This is a genomic window from Deltaproteobacteria bacterium (assembly GCA_026388545.1).
Lineage (GTDB): Bacteria > Desulfobacterota > Syntrophia > Syntrophales > UBA2185 > JAPLJS01.
Window position 1 is genome coordinate 50,116 of record JAPLJS010000075.1, and the last position, 25,106, is coordinate 75,221.

The 25,106-nt window shown below is 39.7% G+C and carries 22 protein-coding genes and 4 tRNA genes; 21 read left to right on the forward strand and 5 right to left on the reverse strand.

What is annotated here, in order from left to right; all coding sequences use genetic code 11:
* Nucleotides 1-11: 11 nt before the first annotated feature.
* Nucleotides 12-983 carry a dipeptide ABC transporter ATP-binding protein gene (locus tag NTW12_09125; GenBank protein MCX5846500.1) on the forward strand — a complete coding sequence of 324 codons (972 nt, stop codon included), beginning with the start codon at nt 12-14 and terminating at the stop codon, nt 981-983.
* Nucleotides 984-985: 2 nt separating this feature from the next.
* Here NTW12_09125 and NTW12_09130 read toward each other — a convergent pair whose 3' ends face one another.
* Complete coding sequence (locus tag NTW12_09130; protein ID MCX5846501.1) at nt 986-2,335, reverse strand: MATE family efflux transporter; 1,350 nt, start codon at nt 2,333-2,335, stop codon at nt 986-988.
* Between the two features lie 435 nt (nt 2,336-2,770).
* Here NTW12_09130 and miaA point away from each other — a divergent pair, with 435 nt between their 5' ends.
* Nucleotides 2,771-3,685, forward strand: coding sequence for a tRNA (adenosine(37)-N6)-dimethylallyltransferase MiaA (gene miaA, locus NTW12_09135; GenBank protein ID MCX5846502.1), 915 nt, complete (start codon nt 2,771-2,773; stop codon nt 3,683-3,685).
* A 181-nt stretch (nt 3,686-3,866) separates the two neighbouring features.
* On the forward strand, nt 3,867-4,952 hold the full coding sequence (locus NTW12_09140; protein MCX5846503.1) for a peptidylprolyl isomerase: 1,086 nt from the start codon (nt 3,867-3,869) through the stop codon (nt 4,950-4,952).
* A gap of 22 nt (nt 4,953-4,974) precedes the next feature.
* Here NTW12_09140 and panB read toward each other — a convergent pair whose 3' ends face one another.
* Together panB and NTW12_09150 are read right to left on the reverse strand one after the other, a co-directional pair.
* Nucleotides 4,975-5,790: a 3-methyl-2-oxobutanoate hydroxymethyltransferase gene (gene panB, locus NTW12_09145; protein MCX5846504.1), complete on the reverse strand. Its 816-nt coding sequence runs from the start codon at nt 5,788-5,790 to the stop codon at nt 4,975-4,977.
* Nucleotides 5,765-6,670: a DUF2520 domain-containing protein gene (locus NTW12_09150; protein MCX5846505.1), complete on the reverse strand. Its 906-nt coding sequence runs from the start codon at nt 6,668-6,670 to the stop codon at nt 5,765-5,767. Before NTW12_09150 ends, panB begins: the two co-directional genes overlap by 26 nt.
* 304 nt (nt 6,671-6,974) lie before the next feature.
* Between NTW12_09150 and NTW12_09155 the strand changes: the two genes are divergently transcribed.
* From NTW12_09155 to NTW12_09190, 8 genes are all read left to right on the forward strand, one after another.
* A complete protein-coding gene (locus NTW12_09155) occupies nt 6,975-7,619 on the forward strand; it encodes an HAD-IA family hydrolase (protein ID MCX5846506.1) in 645 nt (214 codons plus the stop codon).
* A gap of 1 nt (nt 7,620) precedes the next feature.
* Complete coding sequence (tilS, locus tag NTW12_09160; protein MCX5846507.1) at nt 7,621-9,039, forward strand: tRNA lysidine(34) synthetase TilS; 1,419 nt, start codon at nt 7,621-7,623, stop codon at nt 9,037-9,039.
* Nucleotides 9,040-9,150: 111 nt separating this feature from the next.
* On the forward strand, nt 9,151-10,992 hold the full coding sequence (gene ftsH / locus NTW12_09165; protein MCX5846508.1) for an ATP-dependent zinc metalloprotease FtsH: 1,842 nt from the start codon (nt 9,151-9,153) through the stop codon (nt 10,990-10,992).
* A gap of 104 nt (nt 10,993-11,096) precedes the next feature.
* Entirely contained in the window at nt 11,097-12,248 is a 1,152-nt protein-coding gene (gene folP / locus NTW12_09170; GenBank protein MCX5846509.1) for a dihydropteroate synthase, read from the forward strand.
* 42 nt (nt 12,249-12,290) lie between these two features.
* Nucleotides 12,291-12,668 (forward strand): holo-ACP synthase, encoded by a 378-nt coding sequence (gene acpS, locus NTW12_09175; protein ID MCX5846510.1) that lies wholly within the window; start codon nt 12,291-12,293, stop codon nt 12,666-12,668.
* 89 nt (nt 12,669-12,757) lie between these two features.
* Nucleotides 12,758-13,225 carry a tRNA (adenosine(37)-N6)-threonylcarbamoyltransferase complex ATPase subunit type 1 TsaE gene (tsaE, locus tag NTW12_09180; protein MCX5846511.1) on the forward strand — a complete coding sequence of 156 codons (468 nt, stop codon included), beginning with the start codon at nt 12,758-12,760 and terminating at the stop codon, nt 13,223-13,225.
* 3 nt (nt 13,226-13,228) lie between these two features.
* Nucleotides 13,229-14,449 carry an aspartate kinase gene (locus NTW12_09185; GenBank protein ID MCX5846512.1) on the forward strand — a complete coding sequence of 407 codons (1,221 nt, stop codon included), beginning with the start codon at nt 13,229-13,231 and terminating at the stop codon, nt 14,447-14,449.
* Between the two features lie 21 nt (nt 14,450-14,470).
* Nucleotides 14,471-15,046 (forward strand): helix-hairpin-helix domain-containing protein, encoded by a 576-nt coding sequence (locus tag NTW12_09190; GenBank protein ID MCX5846513.1) that lies wholly within the window; start codon nt 14,471-14,473, stop codon nt 15,044-15,046.
* Nucleotides 15,047-15,091: 45 nt separating this feature from the next.
* Here the strand turns inward: NTW12_09190 and NTW12_09195 are convergent, their stop codons facing one another.
* On the reverse strand, nt 15,092-15,727 hold the full coding sequence (locus tag NTW12_09195) for a lytic transglycosylase domain-containing protein (GenBank protein MCX5846514.1): 636 nt from the start codon (nt 15,725-15,727) through the stop codon (nt 15,092-15,094).
* A gap of 132 nt (nt 15,728-15,859) precedes the next feature.
* Here NTW12_09195 and NTW12_09200 point away from each other — a divergent pair.
* Nucleotides 15,860-15,936: transfer RNA gene (locus NTW12_09200), tRNA-Pro, on the forward strand.
* A 227-nt stretch (nt 15,937-16,163) separates the two neighbouring features.
* Entirely contained in the window at nt 16,164-16,865 is a 702-nt protein-coding gene (locus NTW12_09205; GenBank protein ID MCX5846515.1) for a hydroxyacylglutathione hydrolase, read from the forward strand.
* Nucleotides 16,866-16,890: 25 nt separating this feature from the next.
* Here NTW12_09205 and NTW12_09210 read toward each other — a convergent pair whose 3' ends face one another.
* On the reverse strand, nt 16,891-17,832 hold the full coding sequence (locus tag NTW12_09210; protein ID MCX5846516.1) for a phosphatidylglycerol lysyltransferase domain-containing protein: 942 nt from the start codon (nt 17,830-17,832) through the stop codon (nt 16,891-16,893).
* A gap of 271 nt (nt 17,833-18,103) precedes the next feature.
* On the opposite strand from NTW12_09210, the gene NTW12_09215 reads away from it, so the two are divergent.
* The 8 genes from NTW12_09215 (at nt 18,104) to NTW12_09250 (ending at nt 24,987) form a co-directional block, all read left to right on the forward strand.
* Nucleotides 18,104-18,190: transfer RNA gene (locus NTW12_09215), tRNA-Leu, on the forward strand.
* A 62-nt stretch (nt 18,191-18,252) separates the two neighbouring features.
* Nucleotides 18,253-19,542, forward strand: coding sequence for a trigger factor (gene tig, locus NTW12_09220; protein ID MCX5846517.1), 1,290 nt, complete (start codon nt 18,253-18,255; stop codon nt 19,540-19,542).
* Between the two features lie 18 nt (nt 19,543-19,560).
* Nucleotides 19,561-20,145 carry an ATP-dependent Clp endopeptidase proteolytic subunit ClpP gene (gene clpP / locus NTW12_09225; GenBank protein MCX5846518.1) on the forward strand — a complete coding sequence of 195 codons (585 nt, stop codon included), beginning with the start codon at nt 19,561-19,563 and terminating at the stop codon, nt 20,143-20,145.
* A gap of 22 nt (nt 20,146-20,167) precedes the next feature.
* Nucleotides 20,168-21,430 (forward strand): ATP-dependent Clp protease ATP-binding subunit ClpX, encoded by a 1,263-nt coding sequence (gene clpX, locus NTW12_09230; GenBank protein MCX5846519.1) that lies wholly within the window; start codon nt 20,168-20,170, stop codon nt 21,428-21,430.
* A 31-nt stretch (nt 21,431-21,461) separates the two neighbouring features.
* Complete coding sequence (lon, locus tag NTW12_09235) at nt 21,462-23,960, forward strand: endopeptidase La (protein MCX5846520.1); 2,499 nt, start codon at nt 21,462-21,464, stop codon at nt 23,958-23,960.
* Nucleotides 23,961-23,981: 21 nt separating this feature from the next.
* Nucleotides 23,982-24,057: transfer RNA gene (locus NTW12_09240), tRNA-Val, on the forward strand.
* A 106-nt stretch (nt 24,058-24,163) separates the two neighbouring features.
* A tRNA-Asp gene (locus tag NTW12_09245) sits at nt 24,164-24,240 on the forward strand.
* A gap of 141 nt (nt 24,241-24,381) precedes the next feature.
* Nucleotides 24,382-24,987, forward strand: coding sequence for a radical SAM protein (locus NTW12_09250; protein ID MCX5846521.1), 606 nt, complete (start codon nt 24,382-24,384; stop codon nt 24,985-24,987).
* The last annotated feature ends 119 nt before the right edge of the window (nt 24,988-25,106 follow it).

Sequence of the window (25,106 nt, forward strand, 5' to 3'; positions counted from 1 at the left end):
ATAAGGAGAGAATGAAAGCTGTCTTAGTTGATATACAGGGAATAAAAAAATACTTTACCGTACAGTCCGCATTGTTATCAGGGCACCAATCTGTCGTTAAGGCTGTTGACGGTATTTTTCTCAAAATATACCGGGGGGAGACTCTCGGGCTCGTCGGTGAGAGTGGCTGCGGAAAGTCAACCCTCGGGCGTCTCATTATGAGACTTGAAGAACCCACGGGGGGCCAGATATTTTTTGAAGGCGAGGATATATTTAAATTTTCAGGCAAGAATCTAAAAGATTATCGTAGAAAGGTTCAGATTATTTTTCAGGATCCTTATGCATCGCTGAACCCCCGCAGAACAGCGGGGGACACTATAGGAGAACCGCTGTTGATTAATACGACCAGTGATATTAAAGAAAGGGAGGGTGAAGTCGTCCGGATCATGGATTATGTCGGACTTACCGCTGAACAGATAGGTCGGTATCCTCATGAATTCAGTGGTGGTCAGAGGCAGCGTATCGGCATCGCAAGGGCCATTATCCTCAAGCCGAAATTAATCATTGCTGATGAGCCTGTTTCAGCCCTGGATGTTTCTATCCAGGCGCAGATATTGAACCTTCTGAAAGATCTCCAGAAAGAATTTAATTTAACGTACCTTTTCATAACCCATGATCTCAGTGTCGTAAGACACATGAGCGACAGGATTGCCGTAATTTATTACGGTAAGATTGTGGAGCTTGCAGAAAACCGTGAACTCTACGAACACCCCCTTCATCCTTATACGTTAGCACTCCTTTCCGCAGTGCCGATGCCTGATCCGGGGAGAAAAAAACAGCGAGTGATTCTGGGGGGGGAGATTCCCAGCCCAACGAACCCTCCGGGTGGATGTGCATTTCATCCCCGGTGTCCCTACAAAATGGATATCTGTGATAAAGTTGAGCCGGATTTCAATGACAGAGGGAATGGACATTTTGTAGCGTGTCATATGGAAGGAACTTGATATTATATCTTCTTTACGATCATACTGAATTCTCTTTTCTTCCAGAAATAAATTATAACGAAAGCAAATACATTAGAAAGAGGTTGTGCCATCCAAACGCCATTTAAGCCAAAAAATGATGGAAGCAAGAGGAGCATAGGTATCAACAATACCGCATCTCGTATGAGCAACAAAACCATGGATGTTAATCCTTTGCCAAGTCCAATGAACATATTGATCCACATAATATTTGGACCGATCAGCAAGAGCATGGAAACGAAGATTCTCAATGCGGGCACGGCTATTTCTAAAAGCTCGGTGTCATTGGTGAAGAGTGCAAGAATAGAGTGAGCAAATATTTCGAATAGTAAAAAAACTGTTATAGAAAAAATAACAGATATTTTAACCGCGACATTAACTGTTTCCATCAGTCGTCCATAGAGTTTGGCGCCTTCATTGAAACCGACCATTGGCATTAATCCTTGTCCCATGCCAAACAAAACCATAACAACAAGTCCATTGATGCGAAAACAGAGGCCGAGGGTCGCTATGGCAAGTGAGCCGAAGTTAGCGAGGATATGATTATAGACTATCAATACGAGACTAAAGACAAGATTCATTACAACAGAAGGAAATCCGGTCTGATAGATAGAAGCTATTATCGATACATTGGGCATCAGATCGCGCCGGTTTAATGCATAACGGGACGACTTTAGATGAAGGTAATAAAGAGATAAGAGACCCGCAATAAAATAAGCTAAGACGGCAGAAATTGCTGCACCACGAATACCCATTTGGGGAAATGGCCCCAATCCGAAGATAAGAAAGGGATCCAAGATCGCGCCGATTATTGACATGGTCAGGATGATATACATGGATGCGCTTGGGTTGCCTTCGGCACGCAAAAGGTTGTTCGCTATCATCAGGAACAATAAAAAAGGGGAGCCGAAAACAATTGTAACAAGATATTGCCTTGCTAAAGGAAGTATATCTCCGGTAGCGCCAAAGAGAATCAGGATTTTATCGTGATACGCAAGGGTAATGACGATTATCAGTAATCCCAGTAAAGAGGAGAGGAGAATCGCCTGACCTGCAGTTTGCTTAGCTCTCAGGTGCTGTCCGGCGCCGAACATGCGGGCTGCAAAGGAGCCGGCGCCGACACCGGTTCCTATACCGATAGCAGCGAACACCATCTGGATAGGAAAACAGATGGTCAATGCTGCCATAGCCTGCGGACTGAGTCTGGTCAACCAGAAGGTATCGATGAGATTGTACAGAGCCATTGCAAACATGGCAGAAATGGAGGGCCAGCTCATTTTCAGGAGCAGGGGGAAGATACGCCCTTTTCCGAGATCAAGGCTTTTGTTTTTCATACAGTGCTTATTTTTATTTGATACTGATTTGTGCTAAAATCAACAAATGATGTAACGCCAAATGTAGGGCGGTATTTGGTATAAATATGTGCCAATCTTACTTTGCATTTATTGTTCGTTAGTCAATGTCATTGACTTAAACACTTTGACCCCCCTCTTTTCTAAAGAGGGGTTGGGGGAGATTTTACGGAATACAATTTAAAATCCCCCTGAATCCCCCTTTACAAAGGGGGAGTTGGTATTACATTAACCCCCTTTACAAAGGGGGACTTGAAAGAGATAATATTCTTAAGTCAATGACATTGGTTCGTTAGTTAAAAATATTAGCTCTGCTTACATCGATTATATATCTATTTCAAGAAAATTCATGTATTTGAGACATGATTTTAATCGAGCATATATTACCTTTAACAACAACATCAGGTCACACATTCAATGACATATAATTTGATAGTAATTCTGGGAGCAACTGCATCGGGAAAAACTAAACTTGCAGTTCGCCTGGCAAGAGATATGGGATCTGAGATTATATCGGCAGATTCTCGTCAGGTCTACCGGGGGATGGATATAGGAACCGGCAAGGATTTGAGTGAATATCTGGTTGATGGAGCAGCCATACAGTATCATCTCATAAATATTGTCGATCCGGACTATGAATTCAATGTTTTTGAGTACCAGCGGATTTTTTCCCGTTGCTTCAACGATATTTCCTCACGGGGTTTAATGCCTATTATGGTGGGTGGAACCGGTCTATACATTGAATCAATAATAAAGGGATACAGGATGCTCGAAGTTCCAGAAAATCCGACACTCAGAAAGGAGCTTGAAAATGAGGATATGCAGAAAATGGTGGAGCGATTTCGAAAGCTCAATCCTGCTGTTCACAACACCACGGATTTATTGGATAGGAAACGACTTATACGCGCAATAGAAATACTGGAGTATACAAAATATAAAGGAAGTGAACGCAAACCGACCATTCCAATGATACTTCCACTGGTGATCGGTATCCGATGGGAGCGTTCAATATTACGTCAGAGAATTACGAACCGTCTAAAAGAGAGATTAAGCTCAGGCATGGTTGACGAGGTAAAAAAACTTTATGCCTCCGGAATTGGGTGGGATAAACTTAATTATTTTGGTCTCGAGTATCGTTATGTCAGCCTCTATCTCCAGGGTGAGATGAGCTATAATGACATGTTTCATAAACTGAACACTCGTATACACCAATTTGCAAAGAAGCAGGAAACATGGTTCAGGCGTATGGAAAAAAACGGGGTTGAAATTCATTGGATAAACGGCGATGATTATGACTCAGTTAAAAAAATAGCTGAATGTATGATGAAATAAATCGTGCATTTATTTTATTAAAGAGATAACATATCAAGTTAATGTTATCTCTTTTTCATACAGTTCGCTCCTTTTAGCTAATATATTCAAGTCAGTATGGTACTAGTGGTTAAAAAGGGAAAGTCTAAGTTCGATACTATGAAAATAAGATAATGTTATAATATTATAGAGGAGACCAATCATGGTATACCAAAAATATATACGTAACTTCTTTATCGCTGCCTGCCTCATTATGCTTGCATTAGGCGGTTGCGGATCAAAAGAAGAGAAGTCGGGAAGTGAAAAAGCTGAATTACAGAAACCGGAGGTTCAGCAGTCAGAACAGTCTTCTTCTGAGTCAACGGTTTCATCATCGATAACGCAATCAGCAGGATCTGGGATCGTCATTGATGTTGACGGCGCGAAATTGACAAAGGAACAATTGGAATCGGAAGTTAAGAAAAAAATGTCAATAATAAAAAAGCAGGTGCCTGCTGATCGTCAACAGCAAGTCAAAGAGAATGTTCGGAAGCAGGTTATTAATGACTTTACAGTAAGGACTCTTCTCGCAAATGAGGTTAACAGACTTAACCTCAGCGTAATCGACAGTGAGGTTACAGAAGCTGTTGATCGACTTAAGAGCAGCCTTCCTAAAGGTATGACAATTGATGATCTCATGAAGAAGAACAAGATAACTAAGGAAAAAATGCAAGAGGAGATCCGTTTCGGAATTAAAATCAACAAGCTGGTTCTGTCGCAGATGTCAGGCAAAACTAAACCTACGGAGAAGGAAATAAACAAATTTTATCAAAAGAATAAGGAAAAGTTTAAGATGCCTGAGTCCGTTCACGTTCGACATATACTCGTGGCAAAGGCAGCCGGAGATGATGATAAGGTAAAAACGGAAAAAAAGACAAAGGCTGAGGATTTACGAAAACAACTGGTTGCAGGCGCCGACTTTGCCGTTATTGCCAAGAATAATTCTGATTGTCCAAGCAAGCAAACTGGTGGTGATTTAGGTGTGTTTTCACACGGTGAAATGGTCAAGCAATTTGAAGATGCTGCCTTTTCACAAAAAGTAAATGCCATAGGGCCAGTTGTTGAAACTGAGTTCGGTTACCATATAATCCAGGTCTTAGAGCGGCACGACTCGAAAACACTTAGTCTTGATGACAAGATGAAAGCAAATATTTCTGCCTTTCTCGAACAACAGAAGCAGCAAGAAGGCTTTGATGCCATGTTGAAAAAATTGAGGTCTAAGGCTAACATCGTCGTTTATCAGAATTAATTTCGTATGAAATACTCCGGCATCAGAACGAGTGTTTCTTCTCTGGAAAGATGCCATTTCTTACTTCGTCAATATATTGAGTGACGGCCTCCTTCATTTGTACATTTAGATTTGCATAGGACTTGACAAATTTTGGTATAAATTTTTCAAACATCCCCAGCATATCATGGAGAACAAGCACCTGGCCGTCGCAATCAACACCGGCGCCTATGCCAATTGTAGGTATCGTAAGGGATTGTGTAACTTCTTTTGCCAGTGTCGACGGCACACATTCTAAAACAACCGAAAAGGCACCAGCTTCTTCAAGTATCTTGGCATCTTCTATAATTCTTTTCGCAGCTCTTTCTTCTTTTCCCTGAACTTTGTATCCACCAAACTGGTGAACAGATTGAGGTGTGAGTCCAAGATGTGCCATTACAGGAATCCCCGCCGAGGTGATTCTTCTCGTGATTTCGGCCACATCTCTGCCTCCTTCGAGTTTTACGCCCTGCGCGCCGGCTTCCTGGAGAAAGCGACCGGCGTTATATAGTGCATCCTCGACAGAAACCTGATAAGACATAAAGGGCATATCACCGACAACCATAGCGTGTTTTGCTGCACGGGACACTGCCTTTGTATGATGAATCATTTCTTCCATGGTAACGGGTAGGGTACTTTCATATCCTAAGACAACCATCCCCAGCGAATCTCCAATGAGTATAATATCGACACCTGCCTCATCGACAATCTGAGCAGTTGGATAATCGTAGGCTGTCAACATTGAGATTTTTTCGCCCTTTCTTTTCATGTCGCGAATTACGGCGGTTGTGATCTTATTCATGCTGGCCTGTTTGCTCATTTTCTATACCTCCTTCGAGTATTTTTTTAATAAGCTCTGCGTTGCGGGGTGATAAGGTCTTCTTTTCTAGTCCAAGGTCTGCAGTCAGAATGCCAAGTATGCTGTACGCCTCTAAAAAAGACGGCATTTTGTTACGCAAGGCATGCATATGCTTTTTTATAGTGCCAATGTCTCCACGCGAGACCGGTCCTGTGAGAGCTTGTATCGTTCCCTTTGTCTCGATATTACTCATTGTACCCTTAACAAGCGGCCAGAAAGCGCGAACGGCATCCTCATGGTTCAAACCGAGTAACCGGTAAATCTCTTTAACCATATACATAAGGGTCGTCAAGTAGTTAGACGCAATACATGCTGCAACATGGTAAAGGGGTTTGTCGACGTCGGAAACGAAAAAGGGAATACCACCCAAGTGCCTCACCATTTGAACTGACCATTCCTTAATTTTCTCTTCGGCAGTAATTCCGAAAGTGCTTCCGGGAATATTTTTAATGGCGCCTTCTACGTCGGCAAATGACTGAAGGGGATGTATGCAGGCTATGTTGGCGCCGGCATTATGCGCAGATTCAAGAAGATTAAGCCCTCCCGCACCGCTCATGTGAATGACCTTTTTGCCGGGATTTATACTTCCTTTACTTGATATTTTCTCACAAACAGAGGCAATAGCATCGTCTGAGGTTGTAATGAGAATACATTCAGCCTGAGCGGCTGCATCAGAAAAGTTCTTATAGGGTTTGCCACCCGTATAGGTTATGCCCCGATTTAGGGAAGAAGCAGATCTGCTAGCGACTGACACTATTCTATAACCGGATGATTTGAGGAGAAATCCGATTGCCGTACCTACTTTACCGAGCCCCAGGATGGCTACAGTATCTTTTCTCATTGCTTGAATACTCATATAAAGTAACGTGTATGCAATTTAAAAAGGCCTTCCAGATAAACCCCGGAAGGCCTTAAGATAAAGACGCTCTTATATGACCATTCCGTCTCGGTCCATCTGTTCGTGGATCCAAGCGGATTGATACACACTATCATATAAGATTATGGGCAGTCAATAGAACAATGCTTGAAACAAACTAAAAACATCAAAATCCAGTGATATTTTCCCCAATGTAACCTTGTAATTGGTTTATCTGTCATATATAACAATTACAAAAGAATCATTATCTTTTATGGAGCCTGAAAAAATGAAACACATTGATCTTATGATTTTTGACTTAGATGGAACCCTTGTCAATTCAGGAGAAGACATCGTCACGTCAGTAAATCACACCCTTAAAGCCTTAGATATTAGTACGAAAATATCAGAGGAGATTCTCGGTTTCGTAGGGGATGGTGTTCAAAAATTGATCGAAAGATCCCTTGGCAAGGATTTTCAACATCTATTTAATGATGCCATCGGAATATTTTCTGCATACTATGCAGAGCACATGCTCGATACGACATCATTGTGCGACTCTGTTATCGAAATTATGGAGCATTTCCATGATAAAAAAAAGGTTATTATCACAAATAAACGTAAATATTTTACGCTCGAGATAACAAAAGCTTTGGGAATCTCAAAATACTTCGATGAAATTATCGGGTCGGATAGCACAGAGTATAAAAAACCCGATCAACGTTTGTTACTTCCGCTTCTTGAAAAATTTAGTGCGAAGTATAGTGATACAGTGGTAATCGGCGACGGCGTCAATGACATAATGCTTGCCGGAAATGCGGGAGTTTTGAGTTGTGCCCTTTTAAATGGATTAACAGGAAGAGATATCCTGCTTAACCTTAATCCTGACTTTGCGTGTGAAGATCTTTCGGAGTTGATTAGAATATTCAGGTGAAATGAATTGTAATATTTGCGGTATGATTAATAAAACTAAGAAATACATAGAAAAACATCGTTTGCTTGAAACGGGGGAGCGTGTTGTCGTTGCAGTTTCCGGAGGACCGGATTCTATTGCCCTATTAAAAGTATTGGAGATGGTTTCTGATGAATATAGACTAACGTTAATTGCAGCACATCTCAATCATGGACTTCGAGAGGAGGCCGGCTACGAAGAACAATTCGTGCGCGGAATCAGTAACGAAATGATGATTAATTTTGAGTGTAACACCATAGATATCACATCTATTAAAAAGGGAAGTGGAAAATCCACAGAAGACATAAGCAGGATTGTAAGATACCAGTTTCTCAATGATGTAGCAAAGAAGTATCAAGCTCAAAAAATCGCACTGGGACATCATCTTAATGATCAAAGTGAGACAGTATTAATAAACTTCTTAAGGGGTAGCGGTCCCGAGGGGTTGAAGGGAATGTTACCTGTAAGGGATTCGTTGTATATCAGGCCGCTTCTTGGTGTAAGCAGGAATGAAATACTCTCATTTCTGGATTCCCATAAAATACCGTTTATGAATGACACATCAAATACCGAAGACGTCTTTCTGCGAAACAGGATCAGACATTTATTAATACCTGAATTAAAGGGAAAATATAATCCTAAACTAGAAGAAAGCCTCAACAATATGGCGGATATCATGCGTCTGGAAGATGATTATATGAAAATGATTACAGATAATATCTTGTCGGAATGGGATGTTGAACCTGACGACGATGAAATTACCATCAGGATATCCGAGCTTAAAAAGTATCATAAAGCCATTCAGCGAAGAATTTTGAAGATCCTTCTGCGTCGGTCAACGCCAAACTCTCAGGGTATTGGATATCCTCATATAAAGGCAGTTTTAGATTTCGCCTATCGTAATCACCCCAGCGGTTATCTGAATCTCCCTCATAATATAGAGGTGTGTCGCGAATATGATTCTCTTTTCATTTCCGGGTGGAAAAAATTTGGGAAAATAAATATTGGTGAAAAATGTGATCAACTTTATTTCGAGGTTACATTACCGGGTTCAGTAAATGTTGCTCAGTTAGGAATAATCATCATATTTTCATTTGTTGAGCCGCCAGTCCAGATAAAAGCTGATGAGAATAATATTGTTTATATGGATTATGATAGGATAGTTTTACCACTGATTATAAGAACTGGAAAACCGGGTGACAGGATTCAGCCTCTGGGCATGAAAGGAACAAAAAAGATAAAGTCATTTTTTATTGATGAAAAGATTCCCATTAATAAACGGAAGAGATTCCCCCTATTATCAGACAAGGAGTCGGTAATATGGATTGTAGGAATGAAACTGAGCGAACGCGTCAAAATCACGGAAAAAACAAGACAGATACTTAAAGTAGAAATTGTTTGAAATAATAACAAGGTTAATGTAATTGTACATTGATATACTCTAAGGTGAAAGGGTTTTCAGATTTGGATTGCACCATTTGCCTTAAGACGGTGTGTCAAGAGGGAGGTAATATTGAATTCATTACAAAAAAACATAGCGCTATGGCTGTTTATTAGTCTCGTATTTGTGTTGCTGTACCATCTTTTCAATCAGCCCAGGAATGCGCAGGAAAATATAATATATAGTGATTTTATAAGCTATGCAGAAAAAGGGCAGGTTGTTGATGTTACAATTCAGGGCGAAGGTATTACGGGTAAGCTTAATAATGGGAAGAATTTTAAGACATATGCCCCGAAAGATGCTGGGATAATTCAACTTCTCAAGGAAAAAGGTGTCAGAATTGCATCTAAGCCTGCCGATGATTCTCCCTGGTATATGAATGTCTTGATTTCCTGGGTACCTATGCTCCTTCTTATAGGGGTGTGGATATTTTTCATGCGTCAGATGCAGGCAGGTGGAGGCAAGGCAATGGCATTTGGGAAGAGCAAAGCACGTCTCGTTACGGATAAGACGAAAAAGGTGACATTTGCGGACGTAGCAGGTATCGACGAGGCCAAAGCAGAACTGGAAGAGGTGATCGATTTTCTCAAAGATCCTAAAAAATATACAAGGCTTGGTGGAAGGATACCCAAGGGTCTTCTCCTTGTTGGGCAGCCGGGTACCGGAAAAACATTACTTGCAAGGGCAATTGCAGGTGAAGCAGAAGTTCCTTTTCTGAGTATAAGCGGGTCTGATTTCGTCGAAATGTTTGTTGGTGTCGGGGCCTCCCGGGTAAGAGATCTCTTCGAACAAGGTAAAAAAAATGCCCCATGCATTATCTTTATTGATGAGATTGATGCTGTAGGCAGACACAGAGGTGCAGGCTTGGGTGGTGGTCATGATGAAAGAGAACAGACATTGAATCAGCTTCTTGTGGAAATGGACGGGTTTGAATCAAATGAGGGAGTAATTCTTGTATCAGCAACGAACCGACCCGATGTCCTTGATCCTGCACTCCTCAGGCCTGGGAGGTTTGACAGACAGGTCATGGTTCCCCTTCCAGATGTTAAAGGCAGGGAAAAGATTTTAGTAGTGCATACAAAGAAGACACCTCTTTCAGATAATGTTGATTTTGCTGTAATCGCAAGAGGAACTCCGGGGTTTTCAGGCGCCGACATCGAAAATCTTGTCAATGAAGCAGTTCTTTATGCAGCACGATACGGTAAAGATAATGTCACTATGAGTGACTTCGAATTTGCAAAAGACAAGGTTATGATGGGCGCCGAAAGAAAAAGTATGGTGATTAGTGATGCAGAAAAAAGAAACACGGCTTACCATGAATCCGGTCATGCTTTGGTGGCGAGATTATTGCCGGGGAGCGATCCTATACATAAAGTGACCATTATCCCCAGAGGCATGGCTTTGGGATTGACGCAACAATTACCTGTTGATGAGAAACATACCTATCCCAAGCAGTATCTTTTGAACAACATCGTCATTCTTTTAGGTGGCAGAGCAGCAGAAGAGCTGATCTTGAACGAATTTACCACAGGTTCCGGAAACGATATAGAGCGGGCGACAAACCTTGCCAGAAAGATGGTATGCGAATGGGGCATGAGCGAGGAAATGGGGCCTCTGAGCTACGGGAAAAAAGAAGAACAGATATTTCTCGGACGTGAAATTGGAGCACACAAAGATTACAGTGAAAAAACTGCTCAAAGAATCGACAAAGAAATAACACGATTAGTTTCAGATAGTTACGAAAAAGCAAAGAAACTTCTATCAGATCATATCGATATCCTCAACAAGATTGCATCGGAACTCCTTGAAAAAGAGGTATTGAATACTGCCGAGTTAGACGACATTATCCGGTCAAAAATGGGAGAGAGGGAAGAAACAGGAAATTTAAAACTGCAACAAAAGTCAGCAAATTAGAGAGATCCTGTTTACATTATATTGCATAAATAATGGGAAGTAGTACTTCTGAGAAAAAGCGTTTAAGATACCTCCATCTAAGATCATCACATGAAGCTCTGGAAGTGTTGAGAAAGATCGGTGTGGATCCATACGGGATCGAGGCAATGCTGCCAAAGATGATGCATCTTAACATATTACTTGAGGATATTAAGTGTAATGTCGCGAATATTATAAAACAAGAAATGCTTTCTATCGGAGGAGATGCGGCAGTTTCACGCTCTTCAGTTTCATGCAGCGTGAAGGAAACGGATGTCGTTATCATGGGTACAATAAAGCAGATCCTGCGATTTTCAGATAAAATATCGGTTCAACCCTTAGGATTGAGCAATATATCAAAGGACATCAAACAACTCCTATCCAATATTTCAAAAGACCTGTTTATTCTCAAGACATGTAAAAGGGGAATGGTCTTAGGAAACCGTACTCAGCTTATGGGTATACTTAATGTGACCCCTGATTCATTCTCCGACGGCGGACTCTTTAAAGTTCCGGAAGATGCTATAGAATACGGTATTAGAATGGTGGAAGAGGGTGCAGACATAATTGATGTGGGAGGGGAATCTTCGAGGCCGGGAGCAGAAGCAGTGTTAATTGAAGAAGAAATAGCAAGGGTAATTCCAGTAATAAATAGCTTAGCAAGCCGTGTAAGCGTTCCGATTTCAATTGACACAACAAAGGCAGAGGTTGCCAAAAGAGCTATTGAAAACGGTGCAGAAATTGTCAATGATATAAGTGCTATGAGTTTTGATCCACGGATGTCAGATGTAATTGCCGATACGGGAGCTGCAATTATTCTTATGCACATGAGGCGAACTCCTCTTGACATGCAGAAAGGAGATTTATCGTATAAGTCTCTCCTTGGAGATATTATTGAATATTTGAGAGAAAAAATGGAAATAGCTTATATGGCCGGCATATCTATCGAAAATGTTATGATCGATCCCGGTTTTGGTTTTGGGAAAAATGGAGAAGACAATATCAAGTTATTAAAATATCTCTCAGAGTTCAAGGTGCTGGGAAGGCCTATTGTAACAGGTGTATCACGGAAATCTTTTATTGGCAAAATAACGGGGGGCGGACCTTTGGAGCGTTTAGAAGGAACTGCTGCTGCAGTGACGGCAGCCATCTTGAATGGGTCAACTGTTGTCAGGATACATGATGTGAAATATATGAAAAAGGTCGCTAAAATCGCCGATGCAATTGTAGGGGCATAATCTTGTTGATTTCGTAGCGAAATGTGTAAATTGGATTGAAAGATGATTTATGGAATAGGAACGGATTTTGTCGAAGTTTCAAGGATTGAAAAAATCCTGCAAAAATGGGGAGAGAAATTTACCGGGAGGGTATACTCAAAGGGCGAAATAGATTATTGTCACAACAAGGCTTTCCCCGCGATGCACTTTGCAGCACGGTTCGCCGTAAAAGAGTCTTTTCTGAAATCTCTTGGCATTGGATTGGGCATGGGGGTAAAATTAAGAGACATTGAAGTTATTAACAACTTACGGGGAAAACCGATGCTGAAAATAAATGAAAGAATAGAAGGTATCATTGATAAATTCGGTATAACCGCCATACACATAAGTATAACTCATACAAAAGAACACGCGCACGCTATAGTTGTTCTTGAGAAGTGAAATAAACCACACAAGGGTTAGGCTTACGCTGGAATGTTGGTTTTATTGTCTCATATGTCTTAGAAAATATGAATGAAGATACCTCACATATGACTGTGATTTCCCGGAATCCGGAAGAAACTATTTTTATAGGAAAGATCATAGGAGAAAATCTTAGCATCCAGGATGTAGTTGCTCTCATTGGTGAGTTAGGCGCAGGGAAAACGTGCCTTACACAAGGTATCGCCCGCGGTGTCGGAGTACCGAATCTGTACCCGATAACAAGTCCCTCATTTACACTGATAAATGAGTACCAGGGAAGAGTGATCCTCTATCATTTTGATCTGTATCGATTAACAGGATCTCATGACATTGAAGATATGGGATATGAGGAGTATCTTTTTGGAGACGGAATTTGCGTTATTGAATGGGCAGACAAAATTAGAGATATTCTTCCCATTAATACTTTATTTATTTCCTTAAAGTATCTTAATGAAAATGAGAGGGAAATGATTTTATCTGGAAAAAAGACAAAAGTGGATCATATTTTTACTGCATTTAAAAACGGAGGATTTTAGTTGATGGCTCTTGTCGTACAAAAATACGGTGGCACATCAGTTGCCGATATTAATAAAATGGAGAGTGTGGCCAGAAAAATAATAAAATCAAAAGAAGAAGGAAATGACGTTGTCGTTGTAGTATCGGCCATGGCTGGGGAGACAGACAGGCTCATACAATTAGCTCAAAAAGCGGCTGATGAGCCCGATGAAAGGGAATTTGATTCACTTGTTTCAATAGGAGAGCAAGTTACTATCACCTTACTATCAATTATTTTAAACAAATTGGGATATAGGTCAAAATCTCTGCTGGGTTTTCAGGTCAAGATACTTACTGATCAGGCTTATAAAAAAGCGAGGATTATAAAAATAGACACAAACAAAATAGCTAAAGAACTTAAAATGGGAACCATTGTCGTTGTTGCCGGCTTTCAAGGTGTAGACGAGGAAAACAATATTACGACCCTCGGAAGAGGAGGTTCCGATACTAGCGCTGTTGCACTCGCAGCAGCTTTGAAGGCAGATGTCTGTGATATATATACTGATGTTGACGGGGTTTACACAGCGGATCCAAACATATGCAGTAAGGCAAGAAGGTTAAGTAAGATTTCCTATGATGAAATGCTTGAGATGGCAAGGGCAGGGGCTAAAGTACTTCAGCCCCGCTCAGTAGAATTGGCGAAAAAATTTAATGTGCCTGTTTGTGTAAGGTCTTCTTTTTCTGATGGAGGAGGTACACTGGTGACAAAGGAGGATGAAGAAATGGAAAGAGAAGTAGTATGTGGGGTAACATATGATCGTGATCAGGCGAAAATCACCGTAGTTCACGTTCCTGACAGGCCGGGTATTGCAGCTCGTCTATTTACACCATTAGCACATCATAATATCGTGGTTGATATGATTATACAGAACGCAAGCATAGAAGCTTATACAGATTTAACGTTTACTGTCTCACGTAAAGACATCAAGAAATCGTATGAGCTCATTGAAGAAGTAGCAAAAGAAATCGGTGCAAAAAAGATAGAAATTGATGATGATGTGACTAAAGTATCCATTATCGGAGTGGGAATGATTAGTCATTCAGGAGTTGCTGCCAAGATGTTCTCGGCTTTATCCGGGGAAGGAATAAATATATTGATGATCAGTACTTCTGAGATTAAGATTTCATGCGTTATACAGGCAAAATATACAGAACTTGCCGTGTCAGCCCTGCATGATGCTTTCGGTTTGGATAAAGAGCGATAACCATGACGTAAGTTGTATTAAATGAGTATGAGCATAACAGGTAAACAATTTGACGGAGCAATCGTCATAGTTGTCATGACGGCAATTATATATATAATTGCTTATTATTTTCCTCTTTTTCAACCTCGAATATGCCTCATTCCTTTTGGAGATAAGACTTCTGGCCCCATAATCGTTGAAATCATCGGTGATCACGTGCATAACGGTATTTATCATATGGGCGAGAAAGCAAAAGCCTACGATCTTCTCTTTGCAGCCGGAGTCAGAAATCTCGATGGGTTTGATAAAAAAAACCTCAATACAACGCTTTCATCTGGTAAATCAGTTTTTATAGAATCAGGCAATCAACTCAATATAACAGAAATGAACAATGCAAAAAAGCTGGCATGCAATATTCCTATAGATATCAATAAAGCCTCACTTGATGATCTCATTATGATTCCCGGAATTGGTGAAAAGACGGCATGGCAGATAATTCAATTAAGAAAAAAATATGGAAGCTTTAAAAAAATTGATGATTTGATGGCTATACGCGGCATCAAGGAGAAAAAAATTACAAAATTGAAGGGGTATTTCTATATAGATCAGATTTCGTAAAACTAAAGGACATTATTCGCCTGTCGAACTAATATTATCGTTTCTTTATCTGAATTTATCGAGGTAACTCATTACCCTTCGGACATATACCTGTGTTTCACGGTAGGGGGGGATTCCCCGGTGCCTAATTACTGCATTCTCGCCTGCATTATAGGCTGCAAGAGCTAATGGGAGATTGCCGTTAAAGTAATTCAATAGATACCGAAGATATTTTACACCACCTTCAATATTGTTTTCGGGATGGAAGGAATCCTTCACCTGCAGAGAAGATGCAGTTGCCGGCATCAATTGCATTAGACCCTTGGCGCCTTTACGAGAAACTGCCCTGTGATTGAAATTTGATTCCGCCTTGATGATTGCTTTAATTAAGGCGGGTTCTACATTATGCTTTTCCGATGCCTTTATAATAAGGTGATCATAACTTGATATATTGTCTCCTAACTTTTTATCCAAAAGGATACGCTTCTCTCTCATGACAAGAATGTATTTAGCACCGGCGTCAGTCGGTACATTGGTTAAATGGACAACACCCTCTGCGTCAATGTATTTGTATATATCAGCAAGGGCGGAAGAGGGAAAGGTTAAGAGTATGGCCAATGACGTCAGGACGAAAAATCGCATGGTATCCTTATCTTTGATCATTTGGGAAATAATATAAAATATGATTCTGATGACCACCATGACTTCATATACTACTACACGAAAGCTTTGAATTCAAGTATTTAATTCAAATATTCTTTATTTTTCATTATTCTTGACAGTGGCTGGGCATGGTGATAATGATAACAATTAATGAAATTATTAATCATGTGTCGGGGCGTAGCGCAGCTTGGTAGCGTATCTGAATGGGGTTCAGAGGGTCGGAGGTTCAAATCCTCTCGCCCCGACCATTGAATATTTAGAGAATTCATCTGTTACTGTAATTTAATATCGTTCACTTTTAAATCACATATAAAATTCAAAATCCCTTGACCTCAATGATATTATCCCCATCGCGAATAATAAAATTTTATTGTCTTGATAAATTTCTTAATTATCTATAAAAACCACGCGTTAAAATATCCATAGTACAGGTTAATGTTATATAATATTTTCACATTATTTAATTCTTTTTATTATGCTGAAAGTAAAACAATTCCGTCATAATTTAGATAATTTAGGTTATCTTATATACGGACAAAATCAAGCTATTGCCATTGACGGCGGTGCAGTTAAAGAAATTTGCGCTTTTATTGAAAACCGGAAATTAGAGCTTCTTTTTGTTACGAACACACATGGACACGCAGATCATACTATCGGGAACATCTCTCTTCTCCATGAAACACATGCTCGACTTTTGCGACATGAAGAAATTGTTAACATGGGGGCGATAGAATTAGAGAAACAAAAAATTACCATCTATAATACCCCCGGACATACAGATGATTCCGTATGTTTTCATTTTGATGTCAGCTTAATTACGGGAGATACACTTTTTAATGGCACCGTCGGGAATTGTTTTTCGGGCAATTTGAAAAATTTCTATCAATCAATAAAAAATATTATGAACTTATCACAAGACACGATAATTTATCCTGGCCATGATTACGTGCAGGACTCGATGCAGTATGCAAGAGCTATCGAACCGGATAACAATGATATAGAAACCTTTTTGAATAATTATAACCCGAATCATGTTTTTTCAACATTGATGGAGGAGTTAAAAGTTAATCCTTACCTTCGTTTTAATGAGAATGGTATTATCGATCTTTTAAAAAAGCATGGTCTTCCTTGGAAAACTGAATTGCAGCGATGGCAATCTTTGATGGCAATGGAATAGTCAACATGAGAGTCAGATTATTTTTTTATCTCAGTGTTAGACGATATGATTTTACCTTCATTACGGGATTGTACGATTTTTTAGATTGAGCAAGATTAGGAAGGTTCATATCGCTTTCCTTGTTGATATACTTATAGCCTTTAAATAGGTGCTTAGAACATTCATTATCAAGGAATTGATAGAGCCCTTTTATATGAGGGTAGGCCTTTTCAAAATTAAGCACTCCCATATTATCTGTAAGGATTGAGCTGATTCCAAAAGCACTTACCACACTATCTATACGGATAAGAAGGCCCCTAGCCTCCAAAGTATCTATATTGTTCAGAGCAGCTGTTGTTGCCATCTTTTCACAGGCAAGGTCCTCATTCTGATCCAAATCACACTTGCGCAAATCGCACCATTCTTGCAAGAAATTCAGACAATCCTTAACGTTATCTGGACTTATCATTTCTATCTCAACTTTGCCTCTCTCAAGGTATGTCTTGTAAAACTGGTGGATCAAATTCCTCTGCTTAATGTATTTATTTCCCTTCAAGTGCACAAGATCTTCCGTCAGATAAATGTAATCATCGAATTTTGTCTGTGCAATCACCGTGAAATAGAATTCAATCTCTTTGCGGTCGTACTTCAGGAGGAAATCCTCCGGTATGAACCAGTAGCTTGAAAATCCAAGTTTCTTTGCAATAACAAAAAGATATTCAGGTGTAATTTTCTCTGTTGGGGATATTGGCAGAATAAGATGGTTATCTTCAGGTTTGTTGTATGATTTGTTGCCTATAATTAATGTGTTATTTTCTATGGTATAATGAGCGATAAGCTTTGGGTTGCTCCATACAATGAGCGATAAAAGTGAATAGGTACTTAAACGGTTTTGTTGATTCTCAAAAAAAACCTTCAGTTTTTTATAATCCGTAACGTCTAATTGTTTTAATATCATAAAGAATTTAAGTAATAGTGTGAAGCTCAAGTCGAAGTTTCAATAAATTTAGCATGATAATATTTCTAAAGTAATATAAAATGTATGATCTTCATGTCAAGCCTGATTACAAATATATCAAAATTCCTCATGAATGTATTATAAAAGCATGGTGATATTAAAAAGATCAATATTGACGATGCAAATAAAGTAAGTAATGAGAATCGAAAGATGGCGTTGTAAAAATGGAGATGGTCAGTTCTATAAATAGCCGTTGACATTCTACCATGTAATGAATATATAGAAAAGATTAGCCTAATGAGCGAGAGTGGCGGAATTGGCAGACGCACTGGACTTAGGATCCAGCCCGCCTGAGCGGATAGGGGTTCAAATCCCCTCTCTCGCACCAGATATGACGAAGAGAATATAAAAATAATTAAAGAGGTTGATATCACCGTGTCGGAAACTACAATGGCTGTAAGAGTAGAAGATGTAAGTCCTGTACAAAAGAAGCTGTTATTTGATATTTCATGGTTAGAAGTTAAAAATGAACTCGAAGCAGTTTACAAAGATGTGGGGAAAAAAGCCAATGTTAAAGGCTTCAGACAGGGAAAAATACCAAGGAATATTTTAGAATCTCTCTATAAAGAATCTGCTGAAGAAGAAGCAATATCTAATCTCATAAATAGATATTATTGGGAAGCTTTAAAAGAAAATAATATTGCTGCCGTTGCTCAACCAGAGATAGAGCAAGAGGGAATAGAAGCGGAGAAAAATTTCACTTTCACCGCAACCGTCGAAGTTGAACCAATTATTGAACCAAATGGTTATATCGGTCTTGAGCTTGAAAAAGAGGAACACGAAGTTGGGGATTCCGACGTTGAGACGAGACTCCAGGAAGTTCGTGAGATGTTCAGTACTATGGAAGAGATGGAAGCCGACAGGGGAATAAATGAAGGTGATTTTGCTGTCATTGATTTTGAAGGTACCCTCAATGGGAACCTCATTAAAGAGATGAAAGCAGATAATTATCTTTTGGAAATCGGCTCGAAAACATTCGTGCCCGGTTTTGAGGAAAAAATGATAGGTATGAAAAAGGGTCAGGCGGAACAAATAAAAATTAAAATGCCTGATGATTATCATGCGAAGAAGTTGGCGGGAGAAGAAGTCGTATTTTCAGTACTATTAAAAAATATAAAAGAAAAAATATTGCCTGAAATTGATGAAAAATTTATTCATAATTTTGATAAATATGAGACATTGGATGATCTAAAAAGAGATATTAGAAAGACACTCGAAGAGGAAAATATTGCCAGGTCAAATTCGGCTTTCAAAAATCAGATAATTGACAAACTATTGAAAAAAAATGAATTTGAAGTGCCGCTGTCATTCGTAAATAGACAGGTCTCATACATGATCGAGGATATGCAAAGAAGGATGGCTGCGCGAGGTATCAAGCGCCAGGAGGCATCTGAACTATACGATAAATTTTATCAGATCTATAAAGATGAAGCCAAGAGGATTGTAAGAACGATCCTTCTTATGAAAAGCATTGCTGAGAAAGAATCTATTACCGTATCTGAACAGGAAATTGACGAGAAGATTAAGGAACTCGCCAATCAACGGGCACAAAGCTATGATTCTTTAAGAAAATCTTTAGAAGAAGGCAATATGATCGAAGACATAAAAAATGAAATTATCAATACAAAATTATTTACCTTCATAGAAGACAAAGCGAAAGTAATAATCGCTAAAAAATAACAATAAGGAGGGCGAAAAATGCCCTTAATTCCAATGGTAATTGAACAGGATGGAAGGGGTGAAAGAGCCTTTGATATTTATTCAAGGCTTTTAAAAGACAGGATTATTTTTCTTGGTACGGCAATTGACGATGATGTTGCAAATCTTGTTATTGCCCAGATGCTCTATCTCGAATCTGATGATCCCGATAAGGATATATTCTTTTACCTGAACTCACCTGGAGGTAACGTTAGTTCGGGAATGGCGATCTATGATACTATGCAGTATATTAAGCCTCACGTCTGTACGGTTTGCATGGGTCAGGCAGCAAGTATGGGAGCGTTACTCCTTGCTGCTGGTGAGAAAGGGAGAAGAACTGCCCTTCCGCATTCAAGGATATTGATTCATCAACCGCTCGGTGGATTCTATGGTCAAGCAACTGACATAGATATACAGGCACGCGAGATATTACGTATGAAAGAAGAATTAAATCATATTCTTGCAGATCTGACAAATAAACCTCTTGAGAAGATACAGAAGGACACAGAGAGGGATTATTACATGACGTGTGAACAGGCAAAGGAATACGGCATTATCGATGAGATTATTTTAAAAAGGCAATAAAAAAAATAAAGAGGTATTTTAAATGGTTAGACGGAACAAAGATAACCAGGGAGGTCAGGGCATTTTATTCTGTTCATTTTGTGGTAAGAATCAGAATGAAGTGAGAAAGTTAGTTGCCGGACCAGCTGCATATATATGCGATGAATGTATTGAACTTTGTAGGTGTATCGTCGAAGAAGAATGTGAACCGACTATTAATGAAGAATTCCAGAAGGGCATACCGGATCCGAGGAGCATAAAAAAGTTTCTGGATCAGTATGTAATTGGGCAGGAAAGGCCTAAAAGAGTTCTTTCTGTGGCTGTTTATAATCACTACAGGAGGTTGTTCTCTAATGTAGATTTGGACGGCGTTGAAATACAAAAAAGTAATATTTTATTGATCGGACCTACCGGGTCGGGTAAAACACTTCTCGCAAAAACCTTGGCAAAGCTTCTTAATGTTCCGTTTACCATTGCCGACGCGACAACACTTACAGAAGCAGGGTATGTGGGAGAAGATGTTGAAAACATTATACTTAGTCTCCTGCAGAATGCCGATTACGATGTTGAGAAGGCTTCTAAGGGTATTGTGTATATTGATGAAATTGATAAGATTGCGAAGAAATCGGGAAATCCTTCAATTACAAGAGACGTTTCCGGTGAAGGGGTTCAACAAGCCCTTCTCAAGATTATAGAAGGAACGATGGCAAATGTACCACCAAAAGGAGGTAGAAAACATCCTCAGCAGGAATTTATCCAAGTGGACACAACGAATATATTATTCATTTGCGGCGGAGCTTTTAACGATTTAGAAGACATCATCTCTAAGAGACTCAATGCATCAACCATGGGCTTTGGTGCAGATATTAAAAGTAAACGGTACAAAAAGGTAGGGAATCTTTTATCGGATGTTCGGCCGGAAGATTTGTTAAAATTTGGCATGATTCCAGAATTCATTGGACGTTTACCGGTAATCGCTACATTGAATGAATTGGAACAGGATGAGCTGGTAAGAATTCTCATTGAACCCAAAGACGCTATTACAAAACAATATAAAGTGTTATTTGAGCTCGAGAATGTTAAACTTAAATGTACGGATGGGGCCCTCAGAGCAATAGCTAAATTATCTGTTGAAAGAAAGTCGGGTGCTCGAGGACTTCGATCAGTTTTAGAAAATACAATGCTTGATATCATGTATGACTTACCATCTCGAAATGATGTAAGGGAATGTGTTATCACCGAAGATGTTGTTATGAATAAAGAAAAACCAATATTAATCTTTGAAACAAAATCTGAAACTGCTTAGAATGAAATTATAAATTATGGGAAAGAGAATTATGTTTGATTTTTTGAAAAATAAGGAAGACGATTATACGAAAACCACAATTCCCTTATTGCCGTTGAGAGATGTCGTTGTTTTTCCGCATATGATTGTGCCGCTTTTTGTAGGCAGAGAAAAATCCATTGCCGCGCTCGAGTCTGCAATGAAAACTGAAAGAGGCATATTCATGGTAGCACAGAAGAATGCTCAGAAGGATGAACCAACCGAAAATGATATATATAAAGTCGGTTGCATAGGCGTTATTATTCAGCTATTAAGGCTTCCCGACGGGACAGTTAAAGTACTTGTTGAAGGAAAGAAAAGGGGAATTATTAAAGAATACTTACCTAATGAAGATTTCTTCACGGTTAATGTCGAAGAAATTCAGGATGTCGATGAAAAAAATCAGGTAAAGACTGAAGCCTTAACGAGAAATATACGAGACTCATTTGAAACTTATGCGAAACTCAGTAAGAAAGTCCATATGGAGATGGTCAGCACAATATCGACGATAGACAACCCTTCGAAATTAGCGGATGTTGTCATATCTCACATAAACCTTAAACTTGAAGAAAAACAAAAATTATTGGAGCTTTTCAACATCAATGACCGGCTTGAATCTGTATACGAGCTCATGCTCGGCGAGATTGAGATTATGGAGGTTGAAGAAAAGATAAAGCGAAGGGTCAAAAAGCAAATGGAGAAGACCCAGAAAGACTATTACCTGAATGAGCAAATGCGAGCCATCCAGAAAGAAATGGGTGAGAAGGATGAATTTAGAAATGAAATAGCCGAACTGGAAAAAAGGCTGAAACAAAAAAAATTATCTGAAGAGGCATTTAAGAAGGTTAAGCATGAGATAAAGAAGCTACAAATGATGGCTCCCATGTCTGCCGAGGCAACGGTAGTGAGGAATTATATTGATTGGTTATTGGATATGCCCTGGTCTGAAAAGACATTGAACAATCACACTCTTAAAGAATCAGAGATCATTCTGGACGAAGATCACTACGGCTTGAAACAGGTCAAGGAAAGGATACTCGAATACCTTGCTGTTCAGTCTCTGGTGAAAAAAAATAAAGGACCTATCCTTTGCTTCGTTGGTCCGCCAGGGGTTGGAAAAACTTCTGTGGCCAAATCAGTTGCCCGGGCGACAAATAGAAAATTTGTGAGGATTTCACTTGGCGGCGTTAGAGACGAAGCCGAAATTAGAGGACACAGAAGAACCTATATAGGAGCCTTACCCGGAAAGATCATTCAGCTTATGAAAAAAGCAGGGTCGAATAATCCTGTATTTTGCCTCGACGAAGTAGATAAACTTAGTTCTGATTTCAGAGGAGATCCTTCATCAGCACTGCTCGAAGTACTTGACCCAGAACAAAATAATTCCTTTAACGATAATTACTTAGAGGTTGATTATGATCTTTCTGATGTAATGTTTATAACAACGGCAAATATTCTTCAGACGATACCTGCACCTTTACAGGACAGAATGGAAGTGATTCGCCTTGCCGGCTATACCGAACCGGAAAAGTTAGGTATAGCCAAAAAATTTCTTGTTGCAAAAGAAATGGAAGCTAATGGTCTTACGAAGGATACCATATGTTTTTCCGATGGGGCTTTATTGACCATTATCAGACAGTATACGAGGGAAGCCGGGGTCAGAAACCTCGAAAGGGAAATTGCATCAATATGTAGAAAAGTTGCAAAGAAAATAGTTATAGATGGCGCAAACAGTCAGGTCAGGATCAATTCAAAAGCAATTGCTAAATATCTTGGTGTGCCAAAATTCAGACATGGAGAAACTGAGGGAAAAGATGAAATCGGTTTGTGTATCGGCTTGGCGTGGACAGAAGTCGGAGGGGAGCTTCTTGTTGTTGAATCTTCTCTCATGAAAGGAACTGGCAAAATGGCCATGACGGGTAAATTGGGTGATGTAATGCAGGAGTCTGTACAGGCGGCACTTACATACGTCCGTGCCAGAGCGAAACAATTCGGTTTGGATGAAAATTTTTATAAAGAGACTGACGTCCATGTACATGTACCAGAAGGTGCCATTCCCAAGGATGGGCCATCTGCTGGGATTGCCGTTGTAACTTCTATTGCTTCAGCTTTCATGAAGAGAAAGGTCCGCGGAGATCTGGCTATGACCGGGGAAATTACACTCAGAGGCAGGGTATTGCCCATCGGAGGATTGAAAGAAAAGCTTCTCGCTGCACATCGCGGAAATTTAAAAACTGTAATTATTCCCAAAGATAACGAAAAGGATCTCGCAGACGTTCCAAGTAATGTTTTAAAAGCCCTTGAAATTATCTCTGTCGAGCATATGGATGAGGTTTTGAAAGCAGCTCTTCTGCCTGATGACAAAGTCAAAGATTATTCAGAAGCTGAGGAGGAGAAGTCAATTCGTATACCTTCAATTCAGTTAACGGAGGGAGTTCATCCTCTGGAGCATAGTGATACGATAGAGCAGCAAAGCTATTTATTGCTTGACAACAATAAATTCAACTGTTAGTAATTCAAGATAAGTAATTTTAGGCGGGTAGCTCAGCTGGGAGAGCGCCACGCTTACACCGTGGAAGTCACAGGTTCGAGCCCTGTTCCGCCTACCAGTAGAAAAATGGGTGAACTCCTTTATATATACTCTATTCCTTATCGAGGAATAAGGTATTGAGTTTCAATCAATTAAATAAATGTTTTTTTCACAAGTAAGTATGCGGGGTCGTAGTTAAGATGGTTATAACGCCGGCCTGTCACGCCGGAGGGCGTGGGTTCAAGTCCCATCGGCCCCGCCAATAAATAGAGGGGTTGACCAATTGGTTGACTCCTTTTTTTATTTCTGATTCACAATAATTTAGGTTAAAATGAAGGAAATACTCTATAACAACTCATATAATGCACTCAATATACTGGTATAAGGTAAATTAAAAAAAGGAATGAAATACGAAGGCGAGATAATAAGGCCACCCAGCGAGGCTAATAGCTTATTGTTACAAGTGACGGTAGGTTGTTCCCACAATAAATGTATTTTTTGTCCCGCTTATAAAAATAAGAGATTCAGGATTAAATCGTATGATGAGATTCAGGAGGACATCTTAGAAGCCCGACGTTATCATTCTATTGAGAAGGTATTTCTTTGCGATGGCGATGCACTTATAATTCCCCAGAGTAAAATCGTTCAAATATTGGACTTAATACGGACACATATAAAGAGTAATAAAAGGGTAGGAACATATGCCAATGCAAAGAGCATATTGAGAAAATCGATTGATGAATTGATCCAGTTAAAAGAACTTGGCCTTACAATTGTGTATCTTGGTGTAGAAACGGGAAATGAAGAATTGCTTCAGAAAATAAAAAAGGGGGTTGACTATGCTGATATGGTGCAAGCGGGTCGCCGTATCAAAGAAGCTGGGATCACATTATCCGCCATTGTCATATTAGGATTGGGCGGAATAAATAAGAGCTTAGAGTACGCTGTTGATACGGCAAGAATCCTGACAGAGATAGATCCCGATTATGCTAGTGTTTACTTGCAATAATAACCGTTATGATGTATTGTCATGGGCAAGGAGGAAGAGCCATGCCCAAGAAAGCCATTATACCGAAATGTACGGAAGAAGACAGGGCTGTTTTGCAACAATGGGCAAACAGCCGTACC

Excerpts from the sequence above, each read along its gene's own strand:
- NTW12_09150 (MCX5846505.1), bottom strand. The coding sequence starts at position 6,670 with ATGAGAAAAGATACTGTAGCCATCCTGGGGCTCGGTAAAGTAGGTACG.
- NTW12_09195 (MCX5846514.1), bottom strand. The coding sequence starts at position 15,727 with ATGGTGGTCATCAGAATCATATTTTATATTATTTCCCAAATGATCAAA.
- NTW12_09155 (MCX5846506.1), top strand. The coding sequence starts at position 6,975 with ATGAAACACATTGATCTTATGATTTTTGACTTAGATGGAACCCTTGTC.
- tig (MCX5846517.1), top strand. The coding sequence starts at position 18,253 with ATGGCTGTAAGAGTAGAAGATGTAAGTCCTGTACAAAAGAAGCTGTTA.
- NTW12_09130 (MCX5846501.1), bottom strand. The coding sequence starts at position 2,335 with ATGAAAAACAAAAGCCTTGATCTCGGAAAAGGGCGTATCTTCCCCCTG.
- NTW12_09205 (MCX5846515.1), top strand. The coding sequence starts at position 16,164 with ATGCTGAAAGTAAAACAATTCCGTCATAATTTAGATAATTTAGGTTAT.
- NTW12_09250 (MCX5846521.1), top strand. The coding sequence starts at position 24,382 with ATGAAATACGAAGGCGAGATAATAAGGCCACCCAGCGAGGCTAATAGC.
- panB (MCX5846504.1), bottom strand. The coding sequence starts at position 5,790 with ATGAGCAAACAGGCCAGCATGAATAAGATCACAACCGCCGTAATTCGC.
- tilS (MCX5846507.1), top strand. The coding sequence starts at position 7,621 with ATGAATTGTAATATTTGCGGTATGATTAATAAAACTAAGAAATACATA.
- clpX (MCX5846519.1), top strand. The coding sequence starts at position 20,168 with ATGGTTAGACGGAACAAAGATAACCAGGGAGGTCAGGGCATTTTATTC.
- miaA (MCX5846502.1), top strand. The coding sequence starts at position 2,771 with ATGACATATAATTTGATAGTAATTCTGGGAGCAACTGCATCGGGAAAA.
- clpP (MCX5846518.1), top strand. The coding sequence starts at position 19,561 with ATGCCCTTAATTCCAATGGTAATTGAACAGGATGGAAGGGGTGAAAGA.
- tsaE (MCX5846511.1), top strand. The coding sequence starts at position 12,758 with ATGACTGTGATTTCCCGGAATCCGGAAGAAACTATTTTTATAGGAAAG.
- NTW12_09140 (MCX5846503.1), top strand. The coding sequence starts at position 3,867 with ATGGTATACCAAAAATATATACGTAACTTCTTTATCGCTGCCTGCCTC.
- NTW12_09190 (MCX5846513.1), top strand. The coding sequence starts at position 14,471 with ATGAGTATGAGCATAACAGGTAAACAATTTGACGGAGCAATCGTCATA.
- NTW12_09185 (MCX5846512.1), top strand. The coding sequence starts at position 13,229 with ATGGCTCTTGTCGTACAAAAATACGGTGGCACATCAGTTGCCGATATT.
- acpS (MCX5846510.1), top strand. The coding sequence starts at position 12,291 with ATGATTTATGGAATAGGAACGGATTTTGTCGAAGTTTCAAGGATTGAA.
- lon (MCX5846520.1), top strand. The coding sequence starts at position 21,462 with ATGTTTGATTTTTTGAAAAATAAGGAAGACGATTATACGAAAACCACA.
- NTW12_09125 (MCX5846500.1), top strand. The coding sequence starts at position 12 with ATGAAAGCTGTCTTAGTTGATATACAGGGAATAAAAAAATACTTTACC.